Source organism: Pseudomonas sp. CCOS 191, from assembly GCF_001007005.1.
GTDB lineage: Bacteria > Pseudomonadota > Gammaproteobacteria > Pseudomonadales > Pseudomonadaceae > Aquipseudomonas > Aquipseudomonas soli.
On the sequence record NZ_LN847264.1, the window covers coordinates 2,774,363 to 2,795,775 of the forward strand.

General features: G+C 61.8%; 12 protein-coding genes. All 12 read left to right on the forward strand.

The window, feature by feature from the left end:
* Positions 1 to 299 precede the first annotated feature (299 nt).
* The 12 genes from CCOS191_RS12380 to CCOS191_RS27380 all read left to right on the forward strand — a co-directional run bounded on the left by CCOS191_RS12380 (position 300) and on the right by CCOS191_RS27380 (position 21,402).
* Positions 300 to 545: a hypothetical protein gene (locus CCOS191_RS12380; RefSeq protein WP_046855458.1), complete on the forward strand. Its 246-nt coding sequence runs from the start codon at positions 300 to 302 to the stop codon at positions 543 to 545.
* Positions 546 to 592: 47 nt separating this feature from the next.
* On the forward strand, positions 593 to 817 hold the full coding sequence (locus CCOS191_RS12385; protein ID WP_156177550.1) for a hypothetical protein: 225 nt from the start codon (positions 593 to 595) through the stop codon (positions 815 to 817).
* 190 nt (positions 818 to 1,007) lie between these two features.
* The gene (locus CCOS191_RS12390; RefSeq protein WP_046855460.1) at positions 1,008 to 1,331 is read left to right on the forward strand and encodes a hypothetical protein; all 324 of its coding nucleotides are present in this window, start codon (positions 1,008 to 1,010) and stop codon (positions 1,329 to 1,331) included.
* A gap of 156 nt (positions 1,332 to 1,487) precedes the next feature.
* Complete coding sequence (locus CCOS191_RS12395) at positions 1,488 to 1,718, forward strand: hypothetical protein (RefSeq protein ID WP_231867489.1); 231 nt, start codon at positions 1,488 to 1,490, stop codon at positions 1,716 to 1,718.
* 247 nt (positions 1,719 to 1,965) lie between these two features.
* Positions 1,966 to 2,565, forward strand: a complete 600-nt coding sequence (locus CCOS191_RS12400; RefSeq protein ID WP_046855461.1) for a hypothetical protein — start codon at positions 1,966 to 1,968, stop codon at positions 2,563 to 2,565.
* Between the two features lie 116 nt (positions 2,566 to 2,681).
* Positions 2,682 to 3,140: a pentapeptide repeat-containing protein gene (locus CCOS191_RS12405; RefSeq protein WP_172670890.1), complete on the forward strand. Its 459-nt coding sequence runs from the start codon at positions 2,682 to 2,684 to the stop codon at positions 3,138 to 3,140.
* Positions 3,141 to 3,916: 776 nt separating this feature from the next.
* Positions 3,917 to 4,447, forward strand: coding sequence for an SMI1/KNR4 family protein (locus tag CCOS191_RS27300; protein WP_082120411.1), 531 nt, complete (start codon positions 3,917 to 3,919; stop codon positions 4,445 to 4,447).
* A gap of 7 nt (positions 4,448 to 4,454) precedes the next feature.
* Positions 4,455 to 4,913: an Imm42 family immunity protein gene (locus CCOS191_RS27305; protein ID WP_172670891.1), complete on the forward strand. Its 459-nt coding sequence runs from the start codon at positions 4,455 to 4,457 to the stop codon at positions 4,911 to 4,913.
* A 387-nt stretch (positions 4,914 to 5,300) separates the two neighbouring features.
* Entirely contained in the window at positions 5,301 to 5,564 is a 264-nt protein-coding gene (locus CCOS191_RS12415) for a hypothetical protein (protein WP_046855463.1), read from the forward strand.
* A 27-nt stretch (positions 5,565 to 5,591) separates the two neighbouring features.
* Positions 5,592 to 5,864 carry a DUF3077 domain-containing protein gene (locus tag CCOS191_RS12420; RefSeq protein WP_046855464.1) on the forward strand — a complete coding sequence of 91 codons (273 nt, stop codon included), beginning with the start codon at positions 5,592 to 5,594 and terminating at the stop codon, positions 5,862 to 5,864.
* Between the two features lie 327 nt (positions 5,865 to 6,191).
* On the forward strand, positions 6,192 to 21,152 hold the full coding sequence (locus CCOS191_RS27920; RefSeq protein WP_052752603.1) for a two-partner secretion domain-containing protein: 14,961 nt from the start codon (positions 6,192 to 6,194) through the stop codon (positions 21,150 to 21,152).
* Positions 21,133 to 21,402, forward strand: coding sequence for a hypothetical protein (locus CCOS191_RS27380; RefSeq protein WP_082120412.1), 270 nt, complete (start codon positions 21,133 to 21,135; stop codon positions 21,400 to 21,402). Before CCOS191_RS27920 ends, CCOS191_RS27380 begins: the two co-directional genes overlap by 20 nt.
* Positions 21,403 to 21,413 lie beyond the last annotated feature (11 nt).

Below are 21,413 nucleotides of genomic sequence, written 5' to 3' on the forward strand. Positions count from 1 at the left end.
ATTTTCTACTTTAATTTCTGTCTTTACATGGCCAAGGCGACGTTAAAGCCGCTGTTTAAGATGTCGGTGAGGAAATCACGTGCTGGAACCGGGGGTGTAAAAACTAGAGTATAGAAAATAAATCTGTCCCCTTTTTGGAGCCCTTAGGTACCTGACAAAACGCGACTTGTCAGGTACGGTGACGCCCTTGATAACAGCGGCAAGAAGATAGCTCCAACCGAGAAAGAGCTGAATGGGTTCTTAGAATACTTGCAAAATAAATCGGGTTGAGTTTGTAGTGGTGAACGGCGAGGTGAAAAATGATTGACTGCATTACTAAAGAGCGAGTTCAGGTTCTTATTGATCCTCGTTATGGTCCTTATATAAGGATTTTTTCCTTTCAGGACAGTGGGGCGCTCAGGGATCTGTTTGATGATGAGCTCAATGTGCTCTATTGGCTGGGGCCGTGCCCAGATCTTAGTGTTCATGGTGGGACCGAGTACTATTTTGGTACCGTTGCTGATCCGATCAAACTTCAAGAGCTGCTCGACAGTATCGAGTTGTAGGTGGCTCTCGAGGTGTTTGGATAACGAAGGTGGTTATGATTGACACAATGACCCGTGAGAAAATTCAAGTTTGTTTGGATTCGGAGCAGGGGCCTTTCGTACGTATTGCGGGTCTTGAAGGTTGCAAGAGGTTGGAATATTTATTGGATGCTGAGTATTTTGTCCCTTATCTGAAGATGAAGTCGCCGGATTTTTCGGCGACTGGGGGAGTCTACTACTTCGGTACTGTTGCTGACCCGCTAAAGCTCCAGGTGCTTCTGGATGGTATGTGATTGCTAAATATATAGCTAATCTGGTGCGGAAAGGAGAAGATTTTATTTGTTTTGCTCTGCTCTTTGCTGTTGCATGGACGAGGCGACGGCTATGGGCTGCTCCGTTAGTTAAAGCAATATCCTTGCTCGGCTTCAAGAGCTTCGAGGTGGTATCAAACTGCTCGGTTGAATTTCGTGATTAGAGAGCAATATGGAAAAGAGTGAGTTGATTCGTGCTTTGATTCAGGCGGGTAGGGCAGATGATCTTCTCGCTTTCGTCGAGGGGGAGTCGGTGTACCTGACCGATGCTTCACAAGGGGTACCCGAATCACCTGCGCTGAGACGAATCTGGGTGCTTGTTGTGACGCATCTCAGATTTGTCGCCAAGTATGGAGCAGTGACGGAGCATCAGGTCGCCGGTGGCCAAGTATTGTCACCCTACCCCGCAGAGTTCCAGCTATGGTTGGCATCAGGCGCGCCGGGTATAGCACTCGAGGATTTGCGGGCCTATGTCAGAGAGCATCCACTGGGTTGATGGAACTGTAGCAGTTGAAAAAGCGGAAGCAGTATTTTTTTGCTACATTGCTGACTCACTAAAGCTTCAGGCGTTTCTGGACGGCATGGCGTATGCCGATAGATAAAAATTCGGAAAATCAGAATGCCAAAATTCTTGTGTAGGTGTGGGTGCGTCATGAACTTGTCGCATGGCTGGTCGGATCATGAGATGGCACTAATACCTGAGTCAGTTATCGAACAGGTTGCAGAGCGCCTGGATGTAGAGTCAATGTCTTCGGAGCAGTTTTACGAGGCGATTGAAATAACTGCCATCACAGTTTACCGTTGCCCCCAATGCCAGCGATTGCATTTGGAGGAAGGTGAAAATAGTTTCAAGACTTATGCTGTGGAGCAGATAATTGATTAAGAAAAAGGGGGCAGATTTATTTTTCTACTCTAATTTCTGTCTTTGCATGGCCGAGACGACGTTGAAGCCCGTTGCTTAAGGTGCCTGTGAGGAAATCTCGTGCTGGAAGCAGGGGCGTCAAAATTAGAGTATAGAAAATAAATCTTTCCCCTTTTTTCGGTCCCCTTTTTTCTGCTTTTTTCTGCTTTTTTCTCTTTTTTCTTTTTGTTTAGAACTAAGGGTTAAGTCTGTTTTTGGAGGCATGGCGATGAGGCTGAATGAAAAATGGATTCCTGGTTTTGGAGCGGTATTCACTTGGTTCGCCATGGATAAACTCGGTCGAATTGCAGTCATGGTGAATAATTGCTACGGCGCTATTCCCGAGGTACTGCTGAGGTTGGAAGGGGTAGAGGGGGTACTGGACTCAATAAGCGAATTTATTTGGCAGGAGTCCCAGGAATATTCTGAATACCCGCCAGCCAAACAGGGTGGCTTTGCACTGGATCTTTACTCTGCCTGGCGCTGGCAAGGCAAGTCGAAAACCAGTGTGGTAAGCGCACTGCAAAATGACCTGGAAGAACGACTGAATTACAGCGAGGCTAACCTTGCCTTTAACAAGGGATTATTTGTGTATCACGCCGTGGAGGGTAGCCGTGCGGGTGAAGACTACCCCGAAGGGTATGGTGGGGATACTGCGATGGGTGATTACTTCAGGTTTTTAGTGCCAGGAGAGTACGCCACGCTTGAGGACTTTCCCGTTGGGCTGAGGCGAGGGCTGGTGGTGGCTGATAGCTTGGATTTTTCTTTACTCCAAGTGCTGCAGAGTAGGCTTGTCAGTCAGCATTTTAGTTCGTTGTATAAGGCGTAGGCGGAGCAGGTTGTATGCTCAGACCGTTTCTCAGGCGGCCGCGAAGGTTGCCGGAAGCGATAATTATTGGATGGGCCGAGATGATCTTACTGTGCTTTGAAACGGGAGAATGCCGGGTGTTTGACCAAGACAAATTGCCTGGCGCCAACCTCGATGGCCTGTCATTGCACCGGGCGCAGTTCGACGGCCTGGATGCCCGGGCGACGACGTTCATTGGTAGCGATCTCAGAAACGCATCGTTCATCGAGGCGGATCTGAGCGCAGCCGACATGCGAGGGGCAACGTTGGCCAATACCCTGTTCAATGGCGCCCGGCTGTGCAATGCAGATCTTTCTCGGGCGCTGGCTGCCTTTGCCGACTTCAGTGGGGCCGACCTGCGCGGCGCAAACCTGACAGAGACTGATATCGGAGGGGCTGTATTCAATGGGAGCAATCTGTGCGGTGCTGATCTACGCGTGTGCAGGATAGAGAAGGCTGCATTCCTGTTGGCCATGTTCGACGACAGTACCCGATGGCCGGCAGGATTCGATCCCGTCGCCCAGGGCGCAATCCGGCGAAGAGATGAGGGGAAATGAGGCAGATGTGACGGGCGCCCGCTCAAACGTTCCGAAGCACATGCCAAGCATGTCGAGCCAGTGTGCGCAAGTTTCTGTCTTTGCATGGCCAAGACGACGTTGAAACCCGTTGCTTAAGGTATCGGTGAGGAAGTCACGTGCTGGAAGCTGGGGCGTCAAAATTAGAGTATGGAAAATAAATCTGTCCCCTTTATGTTTCTAGGAGTGCGGGGGCGGGGGCGCTACCCAGCAGGTTGTGTGACTTATACGTTGCCAGAGGATGGAGCTGGAAGTTGGGGCGTCGATAGTAAGTTTATTGGGTTTAAGGTAGTGAGGTCGTGACCGGTTTAGTATTTGAGAAAGTGGGTGATGTGAATAGTAATTTTCCTTATCTGTGCGTATACAAGGAGGGCGGTGGTGGGCCGTTTATGGAGATTTCCGTAAATTCGACTAGGGAGTTAGTGTTTGTATTTTACTCAGGTGCCAATGATGTTTCACTCACTGTCGAGGAGTGGCGGGAGATCTGCGTGCGAGGAGAGAGGTTTCATCCGGAGGCATTAGAGAATGGTGATTAAACAAGCGAAGGATGAAATAGGGATGTGGTAGAAAAGGGAGCAAAGGGAAGGGGGATTTATTTGTCTACTATAATTTTTGCTTTTGCATGGCTAAGACGACGGCTAAGCCTGCTGCTAAGGGTGTTGGTGAGGACTTCGAACGCTGGGGTGGGCGTGTCGAAGTTGTAGCCTATAAAATAATATCGTCCGCTTTTTGATCTCAACTATTAATGGAGTCAAGTAATGCTTGTCGGCCTAATGAAGATGTTGCCTCCACCGGATTCTCCTGCTTACCCTAACCCCGACTGGGCGAGGGTGGAAAATGACCATGGCATCCGTTTACCTGCTGACTACAAGGCTTTCATCGAGCGTTTCGGCGCGGGGTGCATCGACGATTTCTTGTGGGTAATCGATCCATTCTCCAGCAGTAGAGATCTGAATTTTGATAAAGGCGATTACTTTCGTGAATCTTATGCGGTGATGAAAGCTGAGTTTCCTAGCGACTATCCTAGGCCTGGCTACCCTGCTGAGGGGGCATTTTGGCCTTGGGGATTCACCGAAAATGGCGAGACGCTGGTGTGGATCGTCAAAGGCGAACCAGACTCTTGGTCCGTCGCGCTCCACAGTGTGGACCAGGGAGAGGAGTATCTAATCGCCTGTGGTTGTATTGAATTGTTATGCAAACTATTCAGAAGAGAGATTCACTCATGTATTTTGCCAGAGGGTTTTCCCAGTGCAAGAGGAGTCCCTTATCGTTTTGTGCCTTTCAAGTGAGAATCAAGTGATTGCAGGTGATCCGGATAGGTTCGCCGTGCAGTTCCAGGTAGTTGATGCATGGAATGTGCAGGGTGACAATTGGCGAAATGGTGTGCTTTGCGTGTATGCGGGTGGAGTGCGTATTTTCGATGCTGTAGAAGCGTTGGAGCTGCGTTCAGCGCTGAGTTTCTTCTCCGGCATCCGGTTGCCTGGCTCTACTGCAGATCTAATTTATGAGGATCGAGAAGTTTTCCAAAATGCCAGGGCCTACTTTTCGGGGGGGATCGGCGATCTGCTACCAGGAATCGCAGATTTTTCGGCTACTGAAGCTGAAGATTCTGGTTTCATGCTGTATTTCAAAATGGAACGGGATGGCGATCGACTGGTTTGGTCACGGGATGATGGCCATACAGTAGAAGGTTTAAAGCTTGAGACAGGTACCGTGGCTGCTGTCATCGAACAGCTTAAAACGTGTAGGTTGTAGCGTTCAACCGCGACAGCTTCGCAGGCGACTTTGCTGTGGCAGCCTTGCCGATCTGGTTTTTTTGCATCTGGAGCAAGGATAAGAATCGGAATTTCCTTATTCCTTGTAGTCCATTTCCGAAGCATGCTTTTACCGCCTTTCAGCCCTTGCCCCAGGCCACCTCGGCTTCTAGTCTCGGCCAGCCGCTGCCAATTCAGCGGTCGGTTTTGACAGACCGTCGATTGTTGTCCTCGTGTGCATTCGCTCAATGGCGGCTGTACGTGTGGGCACCTAGTGTGCGCCGAGTGCCAACAATCTCGGTCTGTCAACCCGCGTACAGCTGCCACCCGACTGTTTGACAGCAGCTCAGCTGACAGCTCAACCCTCAACCATTGTTGGAGTACGAGCATGCTGAAGATTGTCCCCGATCCACCTTCCCCCCAAGACCACGCCCACTTCCTCGAAGACACCTTGGTACGCGCCATCGAGTACGCCTTCTGCGCCCTCACGGTGGCCAACCAGGCCGTGCAGCTCAAGCCCAGGTCGCCCGGCGCGATCCTGATGCTGGCCGCCGCCCACGAGATGGAGGCGGTGCGCACGTTGCTCGAATCCGCCCTGACCCAGGTGCAGCATTCGGCGCAAGTGCCGAGCGAGCCCCGCACGCTGCACTAGCCGACGACGTTTTCAGGGAGATCGATCATGACCACAGACGATGGCAAGACCCAGCTCACGCCGGGCAAGACCCGTTTCTACCAGGGTGAGGGCAAGGATGCCCAACCGCTGTTCTGCATCGAGCCTGGCATCCCTTGCCAGCATGCCCGCGAACAGGCGTCGGAGCTGATGGACTACGTGCGGCACCTGACCTTGGTCGGGGTGATGGATGAAGACCCGCGAATGGTCTGGGCTGCGCACTATCTCAGCGCGTTGGCCAAGGCGTTGATGGATGACGCGGAGCTGGGGATGGCGCACTGACCGCAAGGCTCGCTTGCACCTGCGGGGTGGGATTGCCAGCAATTCCCACTCCGTGGCCCTGGCGCACTCCATTCGAATGTGCTGAAAATTTTTTTCTGGCCCCGTCCGCTCTATCTCAATGGTCTTGGCTTGGCCTGCAAGAGAATCCCGAAAAAACTCAATGATGGCAAATTGACGCCAAAATGATGGCCACATAGTATCCGCGCCAGTTTGCAGCGCTTGTGCAGCCACGCTCCGAGCCCCAACCGACTTGCTGAACCAGACGATTCGCCCGGCGTCTTTGCGCGCCTGGGCGTGCATTTGAATGCCTGACCCGCGAGATTTGACATGGACGTCCGCCTGTTTGCCCTCCTGGCCCGCCAACGCTCGGCCGTAGTTCAGCCCCGTGAGCACTTCTGCGGCTTGCCCAAGCGCGGCCTGGCGTTCCTGCTGGCCAACGCCATGTTCTGGCAGCCGCTGTGGGCACAGGCCGCCGAAGGCGTGGTGGTCAGCGGGCCGGGCACCAGCCTGGGGCAGGCGGGTAACGGCGTGCCCATCGTCAACATCGCCGCGCCCAACGGCAGCGGCCTGTCGCACAACCAGTTCAGCGACTACAACGTCGGCCAGCAGGGGCTGATCCTCAACAACGCCACCGACCGCACCCAGGCCACCCAACTGGGCGGCATCATCCTCGGCAACCCGAACCTGCAGGGCACTGCGGCCAACGTCATCCTCAACGAGGTCAACGGCGCCAACGCCAGCCAGTTGCGCGGCTACACCGAAGTGGCCGGGCATGCGGCCAAGGTCATCGTCGCCAACCCTCACAGCATCACCTGCGATGGTTGCGGTTTCATCAACACGCCCCAGGTGACCCTGAGCACCGGCAAACCGCTGCTCGATGGCCGTGGCGCGGTCAGTGGCTATCAGGTGGATGGCGGCAGCGTTGCGCTGGAAGGCGCGGGGCTCAATGCCGACAACGTCGAGCGCTTCGACATCATCACCCGCTCGGCGCGCCTGAATGCGCAGTTGCGCGCCCGTGAGCTGAACGTCATCACCGGGCGCAACGATGTCGATGCCCAGACCCTGGCCGCGACCCCGCGCGCCGGCAATGCCGCCGACGCGCCGGCCCTGGCAATCGATTCCAGCGCCTTGGGCGGCATGTACGCCGGGGCCATTCGCCTGGTGGGCACCGAGGCGGGTGTCGGTGTGCGGCTGGCGGGGGATGTGGCAGCCAGTGGCGGCGATATCCGCCTGGACGCCAACGGCCAATTGACCATGGCCCAGGCCAGCGCCAGTGGTGCGGTCAAGCTCCAGGCCGTAGGCATGGACTTGCAAGGGCCGGTACACGGCGCCGCCGAGGTAGAGGTGCGCAGCAGCGCTGACCTGACCTCGCGCCAGGCCATTACCGCCGGCAACCGGATCAGCCTTCAGGCGGCTGGCACCTTGGCCAACCTCGGTGTGATCGAGGCGGGGGTGAATGCCGACGGCAGTCGCAACACCGTGGGTGATGTGAGTGTCGCCAGTGGGCAGTTGCTCAACACCGGCAAGAGCATCGTCGCCAGCCGCGACCTGGCCGTCCAGGTGCAAGGGCGCCTGGACAACCGCAGCGGTACCCTCAGTGCCGGGCAGGACAGCCACATCGCCGCCGCCAACCTGGACAACAGCGCCCAGGGCAGGGCGCTGGCGGGGCGCAACCAGGTGGTGCAGGCCAGCCAGTCGCTGGGCAACCAGGGCGGGCTGGTCAGCGCCGGCCAGAGCCAAAGCGTCACCACCCAGACCCTGGACAACCGCAATGGCGAGCTGTCGGCCCAGGCGCGCAACACCCTGCGCGCCAATCAGCTGGACAATCAGAACGGCAAGTTGAGTGCCGGCCAGGCGCTGGACATCGCCGTCACCGGGCAGCTGGACAATCGCAGCGGCACCCTCGCGGCCGGGCAGGACCTGCAACTGCAGGCCGCCAGTGTCGACAACCGCAATGCCGGGCGCATCGCCAGCGACGGCCAGGCCACGGCGCGCCTTGGCCAGCTCGACCAGCGTGGCGCCGGCCAACTGCATGGCGCCAAGGCGCTGACCCTGGACATGACGGACGGCCACCTGGACAACAGCGAAGGTGGCCTGCTCACCACCCCGGGCCAACTGACCCTGCAACGACTGGGGACGGTCAACAACCAGCGCGGCGAGATTTCCGCCGGCCAGGCCTATGCGCTGGTGGCGCGGCAGCTGGACAACAGCTCCGGCAAACTGCTCGGCGGCAACGACCTGCAGGTGCGCATCGCCGGACAACTGGCCAACACCGCCGGGCTGATCGCCGGCCACGAACTGACCTTGAACGCCGCGACCCTGCTCAGCCAGGACGGCACCCTGCAGGCCCGTGGTGGCCTGCAATTGCAGGTTGCCGGCCAACTGGACAACAGCCGTGGCCGGGTGCTGGCCGAACGGAACCTGGTGCTGCAGGCCGGTAGCCTGGTCAACCTGCAAGGGCAGGTCGCCGGCAACGGCAGCCTGCTGCTTACCAGCAACGGCCTGGACAACCGCCAGGGGCGCATCAGCGCCGCCCAGGGGCTGACACTGGATCTCTCGCGTGGCCACTGGAACAACGAGGGCGGCACGCTGCAGAGCCCGGGCGCCTTGCTGCTGCGCAACCTGGCCACGGTCGGCAACAGCCACGGTGAAATTTCCAGCCAGCAAGCCTTCACGCTGGAGGCCGACAGCTTCGACAACCAGGACGGCAAGCTGCTCGCCGAGCAGGGGCTGACCCTGCGTATCGCCCAGTTACTGGACAACGCCCGTGGTCTGGTCTCGGCCGAAGGCCTCAACCTGCGGGCAGGCAGCCTGCTGAACAGCGACGGCAAGCTGAAGGCGCGTGAGGCAACCCAGCTGCACCTGGATGGCGCGCTGGACAACCAGCGTGGCGAGATCAGCGCCGCCGACCTGCAATTGAGCGCGGCCAGCGTCGACAACCGAGCCGGGCGCCTGCAGGGCGACCGGCAGCTGACCATTGCCAGCACGGGCGCCGTGGATAATCGCGACGGTACCGTGGTGGCCGCCGAGCGCCTGCAACTGGGCAGCGCTGCGCTGACCAACGATCGCGGCCAGATCAGCAGCCAGGGCCAGGCCCAGGTCAGCAGCGCCGGCCTGGTCAACGCCGGCGGGCAGATTTACGCGGCACAGGGGCTCGAGTTGAACGCCGGGCAGGTGGACAACACCGACGCCGGGCGTATCCACGCCGGCCAGTCGCTGGTCGCCCGCATCAACGGCCTGCGACAGGCCAACGGTGGCCAGTTGTCCAGCGGCGCGGACCTGCGCCTGGACCTGAACCACGGCCTGCTCGACAACCAGGGCGGCTTGATCAACGCGCCCGGCGTGCTGCTGTTGCAGCAGCTGGCCCGGGTCGACAACCGTGGCGGCGAGATTTCCAGCGACCAGGCTTATACCCTCACTGCCGTGGCCCTGGACAATCAGGGCGGCAAGCTGCTTTCGCAGCAGTCGCTGACCCTGCGTATCGCCCAGGCACTGGACAACGCCAAGGGGCGTATCTCCGGGCAGGCGCTCGATTTCCAGGCGGCGAGCCTGGGTAACCACGCGGGTGTTATCGAGGCCCGCCAGGGCCTGGCCCTGTTGCTCGGCGGCGAGCTGGACAACCGGCTCGGCCGCCTGGCCGCGCAAGGCGACATCACCCTGCAGGTACGTGAACTGGACAACCGGGCCGGCGTGGTCAGCGGCGGCCAGGCCGTCAGTTTCAGCGGCCAGCGCCTGGACAACAGCGGCAAGGGGCTGGTCACCGGCAAGGGCCCGCTGTTGCTGACGGCCGACACCCTGGTCAATCGCCAGGACGGCAAGTTCACCAGCGGCGCTGCGTTGACCCTCAAGGCCGGCCAGCTGGACAACAGCGAACGCGGGCATATCGGCGCCCACGGCGCGGTGCTCGCCGAAGTCGGGCGTCTTGACCAGCATGGCGGTGGCAAGCTGTCCAGTGATGCCGACCTGACCCTGGACCTGGCTGGCGGCCACCTGGACAACCAGGGCGGCCTGATCCGCGCCCCCGGCCAACTGCTGCTCAAGCGCTTGGGCAGCGTCGACAACCGGGGTGGCGAAATCTCCAGCAGCCGCGCCTTCGAGCTGAGCGCGACGAGCCTGGACAACGGTGACGGCAGCCTGCTCAGCGACCAGGCCCTGGTGGTGCGGATCGCCCAGGTGCTGCGCAACGTCAATGGCCTGGTCAGCGGCAGCCGGCTCGACGCCAGCGCGGCCAGCCTCGACAACCACGACGGCACCCTCAGTGGCGAGCATGGCCTGACCGTGCAGATCAGTGGCGCCTTGGCCAACGTCGGCGGCGAGCTGTCCAGCGGCGCGGTCGCGCGAATAGAGGCGGGCAGCCTGGACAACCGCGACGGCGGCATCATCGGCGACCAGGCGGCCTTGCTCACCGTGCAAGGGGCACTGGACAACCGCAACGGCACACTGCTGTCACAGAAGGACCTGCAGGTAAGCGCTGCCAGTCTGGACAACCGCGAAGGCGGCAACCTGGCCAGCGATGGGCGGATCCAGGCGCATATCGGCGGCCTGCTCGACAACCAGGGTGGCGAAGTCCGCGCCCTGGGCCTGATCGAGCTGGTCCTCGGCCGGCTGGACAACCGCGCCGGGCTGATCTCCGGCAAGGACCTGCTCACCCTGCGCAGCGCCAGCGCCGACAACCAGCAAGGCGTCATCCACGCAGACCGCCAGCTGCAACTGTTCGTCGATGCGCTGGACAACCGCAAAGGTGTGCTGCGCAGCAACGGTGTACTGGCCTTCAAAGGCCCACGGCTGGACAACCGCGAAGGCCTGCTCAGTGCCACCGCGGCCCTGGACCTCGAGGCCGACGAGGTGGACAACGGCAAAGGGCGCATCGCCAGCCGCGGCAACCTTGATGCCCGCGTCGGCACGCTGCGCCAGCAGGGCGGCGAGCTGGTCGCCGAGGGCAGCCTGACCCTGCGCGGCGCCGCGCTCGACAACCGCGCCGGAGGGATAGTGGTCGGCAATGCCGGTGTCGACCTGCAGGTAACCGACATCGACAACAAAGGCGGCCGCCTGGCCAGCCAGACGCAGGTGCTGGTGCAGGCCGAGCAGCTGGACAACAGCGACGCTGGCCGGCTGATCGCCGACAACCGCCTGGCCCTGACGGTGGCGCGGCTGGTCAACCAGAACAAGGGCCTGGTGTCCGGTCGCGACGTCGAGCTGCGGGGTGCGCGCCTGGACAACCAAGGCGGCAGCCTGGGTGCCGGGCATTCGTTGCTGGTGGTGCTGCAGGACCGTGGCCAACCGCTGCGCGATGCCGTCGTCGACAACCACAACGGTCTGATCGACAGTGCCGGCAGCCTGACCTTCGAAGGTGTCACGCTGCTCAACCAGGCCGGCAAGGTCACCAGCAAGGGCGACCTGAGCGTTACCAGCGCCACGGCGCTGGACAACCAGGGCGGCACCCTGGAGACCGACGGCCACCTGCAGCTGGCCGCTGCCAGCCTGGACAACCGCAACAAGGGCCGGATCACCGCCGAAGGCAACAGCACGGTGCGCACCGGCATCCTGGAAAACGGCCAGGGTGGCCTGCTCAGCAGTGGCCAGCGCCTGGACCTCGGCGCGACCAGCGTCGGCAACCAGGCCGGTGGCAGCATTGCCGGGCGTCAGGTCCTGGCCAGTGTCACGGGTCTCGACCAGCAGGGCGGTGAGCTGTTCAGCCTCGAGAGCCTCAGCCTCGACCTCAACCACGGCAAGCTGGACAACAGCGACGGCCTGATCCGCGGCCCCGGCCAGCTGCTGCTGAACAACCTCGGCGAAGTGCTCAACCGTGGCGGCCAGATCACCAGCAACCAGGACTACGAACTGGTTGCCGACAGCCTCGACAACAGCGCGGGCAAGTTGCTTGGCAGCCAGGGCCTGACCCTGCGCATCGCCAAGCAGCTGGACAACGTCGCCGGCATGGTCAGCGCCCGCCAGCTGGTGTTGCGCGCCAATGCCTTGAACAACGCCAAGGGCACGCTCAACAGCCTGGGCGATATCGACCTGAAGGTCCTCGGCCAGCTGGACAACCAGGCCGGCGTGGTCTCGGCCGAGGGCCTGTTGCTGCTCGAAGCTGCCACCGTGCTCAACGGCAAGGGCCAGCTATCTGCCAGGGCCGACCTGCGCGCACGCCTGGGTGAATTGCACAACCAGGCCGGCGAAGTCGAGGCCTCGGGCGTGCTGGACCTGACCGCCGACCAGCTCGACAACCGCGCCAAGGGCCTGCTGGCCGCCACCGGCCTGCTCGACGTCAAGGCCGCGACACTGGACAACCGCAACGGGGAAATCTCCGGCCAGGGCGCCGTCCACCTCGCGGGCCTGACGCTGGACAACAGCGACGGCGGCCTGGTGAAGGCCAAAGGCGCGTTGACGGTGGAGCACCAGGCGGTGCTCAACCGCCTCGGCCTGATCGCCGCCGATGGCGCGTTGACCCTGCACGGGAAACGCCTGGACAACACCCAGGGCGAGGTGCGCGGCGAGGCGGATGTCTCGGCGCTGTTCAGCGCCGAGCTGATAAACGACAAGGGCTCCCTTGCCAGCGAGGGCGCGCTGGCGCTCGATGCTGCCAGCATCAGCAATGCCGCAGGCCTGGTCTCCAGTGCCGGGGACCTCGTCGCTGCCAGCAAGGGCGCATTGAGCAACCAGGGGGGCAAGCTGCTCGGTGACGGCAAGATCACCTTGACTGGCACGCAGCTGGACAACAGCGCGGCAGGCCTGGTCAGTGCCAAGGGTGACTTGCTTGTCTCCGCCATGAGCCTCGACAACAAGGCCGGCGCACGCCTGACCAGCGGCAGCCTGCTGCGGATCGACACTGGCCTGCTGGACAACAGCGGTGGGCGCATCACCGCCGCAAAAACGCTGGTCGCCAATGTCGATGGCCTGCGCCAGCACGGCGGCACGCTGTTCGCCGAAGGCAGCGTGGAGTTGGACCTGAACCACGGGCAACTCGACAACCAGGGCGGCCTGATCAACACCCCCGGGCAGTTGCTGCTCAAGCGCCTCGCCGCTGTCGACAACCGCGGTGGCGAGATCTCCAGCGCCAATGCTTTCACCCTGGCCGCCACGGCCCTGGAAAACAGCAACGGCAAGCTGCTCGGCCAGCAGGGCCTGACCCTGGTGGTCGAGCGCGCGCTGACCAGCCTCAAGGGGCAGATCGCCGCCGCCAGCCTGTCGGTCAAGGCGCAGCGCCTGGACAACAGCGGTGGGGCAGTGACCAGCCGCGGTGACCTGACCCTGGACATCGCCGGGCAACTGGTCAACCGCGAGGGCGGCCAGGTCAGCGCCAGCCGGCAACTGAACGTCACCAGCAACGGCCTGGACAACCAGGGCGGCAAACTGCTCGCCGCCACGCACTTGGCATTGACCAGTACCGGGACGGTGGACAACGGCGACAACGGCCTGATCAACAGCCTCGACAGCCTGACCCTGGGTGCGACCGCGCTGCGCAACGCCGGCGGTGAAATCTCCGCCAAGGGCGCCGTGCAGGTCACTGCGCACAGCTTGAGCCAGCAGGGCGGCCGCCTGGTGGGCGAGAGCAGCCTGGCGCTGCTGCTGGGCATCGCCGGCGGCGACGTGGACAACCGTGCTGGCCTGATCCACACCAAGGGCCAGCTGACCTTGAGCAACCTGCGCGACCTGGACAACCGCCAGGGCGAGATCTCCAGCCCGCTGGGCTTCAGCCTCGCTGCCCGCGCCGTGGACAACAGTGGCGGCCGGTTGATCAGCAGCCAGCAGTTGACCCTGGGTGCCGCGTCGCTGATCAACCAGGGCGGCCTGGTTTCCGGCTGGCAGGGCCTGACCGTCAATGCCGCGAGCCTGGACAACCGCAACAACGGTACCCTGTCCAGCCGCGACGGCGACCTGGCCGTCACCCTGGCAGGCGCCCTCGACAACCGTAACGCTGGCGCCTTGGTCAGCCTGGGTCAGCTGCGCATCAAGGCCGCGGGCCTGGACAACCGTGGCGGCTACCTGGCCAGTACCGGCGCCCTGCAGCTCGACCTGCGCGGTGGCAGCCTGGACAACAGCCAGGGCGGCCGCGTGGATGCAGGTGGCGCGTTCAGCCTGCAGGCCAATGGCCTGAACAACCGCAGCGGCACCCTGGTCGGCCTGGATATGCTGACCCTCGACCTCGCCAGCCAGCTCGACAATGCCCAGGGCACCCTGCTGGCCAGCAGCGGCTTGCAGATCCGCGGCAACGCGGCCATCGCCAACCAGGGCGGCAGCCTGATCAGCCGGACCTACCTCGACCTCAATGGCGCCAGCCTCGACAACAGCGACAAAGGCACCCTGGCCGCCAACGCGGCGCTGAGCCTGAATGTCGGCGGTGAACTGCATAACGACCGCGACGGGCTGCTGCACAGCCAGGCTGGCGCCATCACCCTGAAGGCCGCTAGCCTCGGCAACCAGGCCGGCATCGTGCAGGCCAAGGGCGCCATCGACCTCAGCAGCAGCGGCGCCGTCGATAACCAGGGCGGCAAGCTGATCGCCCAGGACGGCAACCTGGTGCTCAAGGCGGCCAGTGTCGACAGTCGTGGTGGCATCATCGCCAGCCTGCAGGGCGTGCTCGATGCTCAGGTCGTTGGCCTGCTGCGCAACGGCCAGGGCGGCACGCTGCAGGCGCGTCAGCTCAAGCTGATCGCCCTGGGCGGCCTGGACAACAGCAGTGGTCGCCTGGCCGCGCAAGCTGGCGCGCTGGAGATCCGTACCGGCAACCTGAACAACCGCGGTGGCGGTCTGTACGGCCTGGGTCAGGTGAGCATTGACGCCAACGACTTGGACAATAGCGCGGGTGGTCAACTGGCCGGCCAGGCGCTGGACTTCACCCTGCGTGGCGCCTTCACCAACGTCGGCGGCATCGTCGAGAGCGATACCCGCATCGGCCTCAGCGCCGCCAGCCTGAACAACCAGGGCGGCCAGTTGCGCAGCCTGGGCAGCGCCGGCAACACCACGCTGCAACTGGGCAGCGTGCTGGACAACCGTAATGGCGTGCTGGAAGTCGCCAGCCAGGACTTCACCCTGCAGGCCGCCAGCTTCCTCAACGGCGGCGGGCGCCTGCTGCATGGCGGGGTCGGCGAGCTGCAGATCGGCATGGCCAACCTGGGCAACGCCGGCGGTGACATCGTCACCCTGGGCGGCCTGACCCTGAACGCCGCCAGCTGGACCAACAGCAGCGCGGTCCAGGCCGCGCGCCTGACCGTCAACGTCGGTGAGCTGAACCTGACTGGCGGCGGCCAGTTGCTGGCCAGCACCAGCCTGGTGGGCCGCGGCGGCAACTGGACCAACAACGGCCTGATCGCCAGCAACGGCACGCTCGACCTTGCGCTCACCGGCCAGTACACCGGCAGCGGCCAGGCCACCAGCCTGGGCAACCTCGGCCTCAGCGCCGCCGGCGTGCAGGTGCTGGGCGGCGGGCGCATCGCCGGGGCCAGTGATGTGCGGGTCAGCAGTGGCGGCGCCTTCATCAACCAGGGGCGGATCACCTCGGGCCGCGACATGACCCTGAATGCCGGTAGTTTCGGCAACAGCGGCACGGTGGGCAGCGCCGGCAAGCTCGACCTGGTCAGCCAGGTACTGCGCAACGAAGGCAGCGCCGCAGGCCAGAGCCTGATTTCCAGCGGCGGCGACATGCGCCTGCTGACCAACAGCTTCACCAACCGCTTCGCCACCGTGTACAGCCTCGGCGGGCTGATGGTGGCGGCCAATGCCGCGCAGGGGCGGGCGAGCCTGATCGAGAACGTTTCTGCCACGCTGCAGAGTAACGGGGCGATGGGCTTGCATGCCGATACCTTCAGCAACCGCCGTGACAACTTCGCGGTCAACGAGCGGCTGATTTCCGGGACCATCAAGTACCAGTGCCTGAACTGCAAGGGCCGGCATTACGATCTCAACTACTACGTGACCGAGGAGATCGAACGTATCACTACAGGCGACTCGCCTGCGGCATCGATCAATACCGGAGGCGCGCTGAGCGTTCAGGCCGGGGCATTCGAGAACAAGCACAGCTCTATCAGCGCGGCAACGTCGATCAACATCGCCGCGGATACGTTCAACAACGAAGGCGCCTCAACCGAGAGCCTGATCCGAACACGTATTTTCCGTAACCCGGAAGACAGCGAGAGAAGCGGGGTCTGGAGGGGGCTGGTCGGTACCGGCGGAGCGGTCGCCGAATACGCCAAGTACAACTCCAAGACCAAGTTCGAGTACATCTACAAACGCCGTGGCCGGGAGGATATCGCTAAAGAGACCCTCGGGATGGGGGTGCAGGACACGGGCCAGGCCAACCCTTATTACCGGCCTAATTCTGGCTACGCATTACCGGCGCAACTGCTTGCCTATAACGAGATATCGAAGACTGAAACCCAGACCAACACCGGTGTTGCCGCCGGCGCGGTGATCCAGGCGGGGGGCCTGGTGTCGATCACGGCTACCAAGACCCTGAACAATGGCGTGACCCGCAGCAACACCGGCTATTCCAACCTGGCGCTCAATGGCGCCGACACCCAGGCCGCCAGCCAGGTCAGGAACAACGTCGTCAAGATCAACGCCCAGTTGCCGCCGGATCTTGCCCAGCGCCAGGTCAACCCGCTGACCTTGCCCGGCTTCACCTTGCCCACCGGTGGCACCGGGCTGTTCCGCCTGAGCGCCGAGGCCGCCAGCCAGGCCGGTGCCAGCACCGCCGCGCCGGCGCCGAGCAATTGGACCCTCGGCGGCGCCAGCATCGACCTGGCCCAGCGCCAGCAGCCGTTGCCGGTGGTCCAGGGCCGTACGGTGGACATCGCCGCGATCACCGCCATCCAGGGCACCGAGCGCCAGCTCGCGGCCAACCAGCGCCAGGGCCTTGGCCTGGATACCCGTGCCGATGTGGCCAGCGTTGCCGCGGCAGGCCAGGCCCATGGGCCGCACAACCTGCCAGGGCGTACGCAGGTCAGCGCAGGCACCCAGCTGCAACCGACCCAGGTGAGCGGCCCCGGCCTCGGCGCACTGGAGATCACCCGGCCCGGCGCCGGCAATGCCGCTGTCCCGCTCGAGCGCGACACCGCCAGGCCGATCATCCAGCCCGGCACCGCTCCGGTGCTGCAGGACGTGCGCATGGCCGCGGCGCAGGCGGTGTCCAGCGCCACCACGGCGGTCAGCCCGCAGACCATCGCCCGGGTCCAGGGCCTGCCGGCCAACAGCCGCGCGCCGCAGCCGCACAAGTACCTGGTCGAGACCGACCCGGTGCTCACCGACCTCAAGCAGTTCATGAGCTCGGACTACCTGCTCGGCAACCTTGGCTACGACCCGGACCAGAGCTGGAAGCGCCTGGGCGACGGCTACTTCGAACAGCAGCTGATCCAGCAGGCGGTCACCGCCCGCACCGGCAAGCGCTTCATCGATGGCCAGACCTCCGACGAGGCGTTGTATCGCCACCTGATGGACAACGCCGTGGCCAGCCGCGACCAACTGGGCCTGTCGGTGGGCGTCACCCTGACCTCCGCCCAGGTGGCTGCCCTCACCAAGGACATCGTCTGGCTAGAAAAGCATGAAGTGAACGGCGAGCAGGTGCTGGTGCCGGTGCTCTACCTGGCCCATGCCAATGACCGCCTGGCGCCGACCGGCGCGTTGATCGAAGGCAAGGACATCAACCTGGTCGCCGGCGAAAGCCTGAGGAACAGCGGCACCCTGCGCGCCAGCAACAACCTGTCGGCCAGCGCCGGCAAGGACCTGGTCAACGCCGGGCTGATCCAGGCCGGTGGCCGGATCGACCTGCTGGCTGGCGACACCCTGTTCAACGGTGCCGGCGGCATCATCAGCGGGCGCGACGTGACCCTCAACACGTTGCTGGGCGACCTGATCAACGAGCGCACCCAGACCATGCTGGGCGGCATGTTCGTCACCGAAGGCCGGCTCGACAATGCCGCGCGGATCGAAGCGGGCAATGACCTGACCTTGGGCATCGGCCGCGATTTCCTCAATGTGGGCGGGATGCTCCAGGCCGGCCGCGACGTCGACGTGCGCACCGGTCGCGACTTGCTGATCGGCTCGGCCGAGCAGACCTACAGCTACCAGAGCGGTCATAACAACCGCAGCAGCTCGGTACAGCAGTTCGGCTCGCAGATCAGCGCCGGGCGCGATATCGACATGAAGGCCGGCCATGACTTCGCCGCCATCGGCAGCGAGCTGGACGCCAAGCGCAATATCGCCATCAGCGCCGTCAACGACATGACCCTGTCCTCGGCGGCCAACGAGGAGCATTTCTACTCCAAGACCAAGAAGGTCACCCGCCAGGAAGACCACGTCCGCCAGGTCGGCACCCGGGTCAATGCCGCAGGCGATATCTCGCTGACCGCCGGCGAGGACCTCAAGCTGATCTCCAGTCGCGTCAGCGCCGGCGACGAAGCCTACCTCTATGCCGGTGACCAGCTGGAACTGCTGGCCGAGACCGACAGCGACTACTCGCTGTACGACAAGAAGAGCAAGGGTAGTTGGGGCAAGAAGAAGACCCGCCGCGACGAGGTCACCGACGTGCGCAATGTCGGCAGCGAGATCACCACCGGTGGCGACCTTACCCTCGAGAGTGGCGGCGACCAGCGTTACCAGGTTGCCAAGCTTACCAGCGGCGATGACCTGACCCTGGACAGCGGGGGTGACATCACCTTCGAAGGGGTCAAGGACCTGCACGACGAGAGCCACGAGAAGAGCAAGTCCAACGCGGCCTGGTTCAGCACGAAGGGCAAGGGGCGTACCGACGAAACCTTGCGTCAGAGCGAACTGGTGGCCCAGGGCGAAGTGCTGATCAACGCCGTGGGCAAGATTCATGCGGATGTGCGGCAGGTCAACCAGCAGTCGGTACACGAGTCCATCGACGCGATGGTCAAGGCCGATCCGAAGCTGGCCTGGCTCAAGGATCTGGAGGCGCGAGGTGACATCGACTGGCGCCAGGTGCAGGAGATCCATACCAGCTTCAAGTACAACAACTCAGGGCTTGGCCCGGCCGCCCAGCTGGCCATCGCCATCCTGATGGCCGTGGCCATGGGCCCAGCCGGCCTGGGGCTGTCGGGCATGGAACTGGCTGGCGCCGCCAGCCTTGCCACTACCGGTGCCGTCAGCACTATCAACAACAAAGGCAACCTGGGCAAGGCGCTCAAGGAGACGTTCAGCAAGGACAGCCTGAAGAATGCCGCGATCTCCATGGCGGTCGCCGGGCTGGCGCAGAAGTTCATCACCCCGGCGTTGCGCGGCACTGATGCGGTGTTCAACAAAACCAATGGCTTCAACCTGAGCACCCTGGAAGGTATCGGCGGCTTCAGCCTGCATGCCGGCGCCATCGGCCTGACGTCCGGACTGGTCAAGACGGCGGTCAATGGCGGCAGCCTCAGCGACAACCTGCTCCAGGGGCTGGTCTCGCAAGCGGCCAACGTCGCGGCTGCCGTGGCCTTCAACAACATCGGGACCTATGCCGACAAGCAGGTCAGCCTGGCGGAGTCAGCCAAGGACAACAGTACGGCGGCGATCTGGAAAGAGGGTGGGATTGGCCGCACGGCGCTGCACGCACTGGCCGGTGGTGCGATCTCTTCGGCGACGGGAGGCGATTTCACCACGGGTGCCGTGGCGGCGGGGGCCAGCCAGGCCATGGCTGGTGTGCTCAAAGAGCGTTTCACATCCAAGCCTGAGTTACGCGAAGCGTTTGCCCAACTGATCGGCATGACCTCGGCTGGCTTGGCCGGGGGCGATATGGATAAGGGTTCGTGGGTCGCGCAGATGGCCGACCAGTACAACCGTCAGGCGCACCCGGACGAAATGCGCCTGATCAAGGGCCAGGCCGAGGCGTTGGCCAAGGCGCAGGGCATCAGCCCCGCAGAGGCCGAGCAACGCATGGCCCGGGCATTCGCCTACCTCACCGACAAACAATGGCAGCAGATGTTGACCAAGGAAGGCCTGGTCATCGAACCCGTCACCATGAGGTATCTGGCCCAGGCACTGACGCCACTGGCCAAGCGCTACGACGTGCCCGAGTCCATGGGTGACGTACCGGTAGTCGTGAGCCCGGACAAGCATTACACCATGGAGCAGACACTCGGCTTGCTCAATGCCTACGCGATCAACCACAGCGCCGACTTCAATGATGCCACGTTGTATGGCAAGTTCATGCTGAAGGGTAAGGGGGCCGACTATTACCAGAAGAACCTGAACTTCGAAAAAGTCGACTTGGGCGGGGACGCCGTAGGTGCAGGCAAAGGGATTGGCGATGCCCTGAGTGGCGTCGTCAAGGACCTTGCCGGGCTGGCCGAGGGACTGGTCAAGCAACCTGAGCGTACTACGACGGGAATACTGAATGAGCTGATGAACTCGGCCCGCGACCCGCAGGCAGTCGTCAAGTCGTTCCTGCAGGCCAAGCAGGATGCGCAAGTGCAATCACGGCTGCTGCGCCTGCAGGGCAAGCCCGAGGAAGCGGCAAGGGTCGAGATGGACTGGCAGATGCAGTTCTACATGAACTTCGTCGCGGTCAATCGGGTGGCCAAACTGGGGCAGGTTGCCAGAGCACTGGCCGCCAGCGAGGAGGCGGCGAGAGCGGGCACCGTGGCCGGTGCGGGCGCCGCAAGTCGAAAGGTAGCCGGGCTACCTGCTTGGTATTACGATGCCAGTGGGGTTGGTGCCAATGTGGCCAAGCTGGATGGATACCAGACCGTATTCAACAGCAAGACGGGCAGCTTTGAATACCTTGCTTCGGATGGAAAGCTGTACTTCTATACGGAGTCAGGGCTCAAGCCAAAAGTAGGTGGTAATCTTGCGGAACTGGTGACCGCTGAAAAAAATGTGGTCATTTCAAGGCCAGGGTCAAGCAGGGTTGAACTACCTATTCCAAAAGTTGATGTTACCGACGACTTTATGCTAAATGTTACTAAAGATGGAACTATGCTCAGATATGGAAATCCTGATGGCGTAGCAGGACTGGTTGTTAATGTGAACAAGGACGGACTGCTGGGGTTCGACATCCGTGCGGCAGTTGATCATCCCTTTTATGATGCATCGGGGACAGATATGTTTGCTAGCGCAATGCAGCGCCTAAGTAAAGAAGGCATTCAGGTGAATCAAATTCGCGGTACCTGGATGGAGGGTACCGGTAGTGTCAATACTGCTCAGTATTTACAGAATATCGCGAGTGGAATGACAAAAGAAAACGCTGCTTTGAATACGTGGACTGGTCGGATGTCTCAGAAGTACGGATATACCAAGGTCTTAAAGGTTGAAGATGTTAATGGGGTAATTCATGCCACTTTCGGAAAGTGACGATTTGCTATCGAAAATTCTTGGCGGAATGCTGCCAAGCTATGTGCTAAACAAAGTGCTGGAGGAGAATCCGGGTTTAGACAAATATGACTTGGCAAATATTTTTCTTGGGGAGTGTGAACTTCTGGATAGTAAAATTCTTCCGATTGTTTGGAATTGGAAGAGTGTTAGATCAATGAGGGGAGTATCTGATGAGGTGTTTGATGAAATGGTGCTTGCACACATGAGGCTTGCGGGCTATAGGCTATAAAAGAAGAGAAA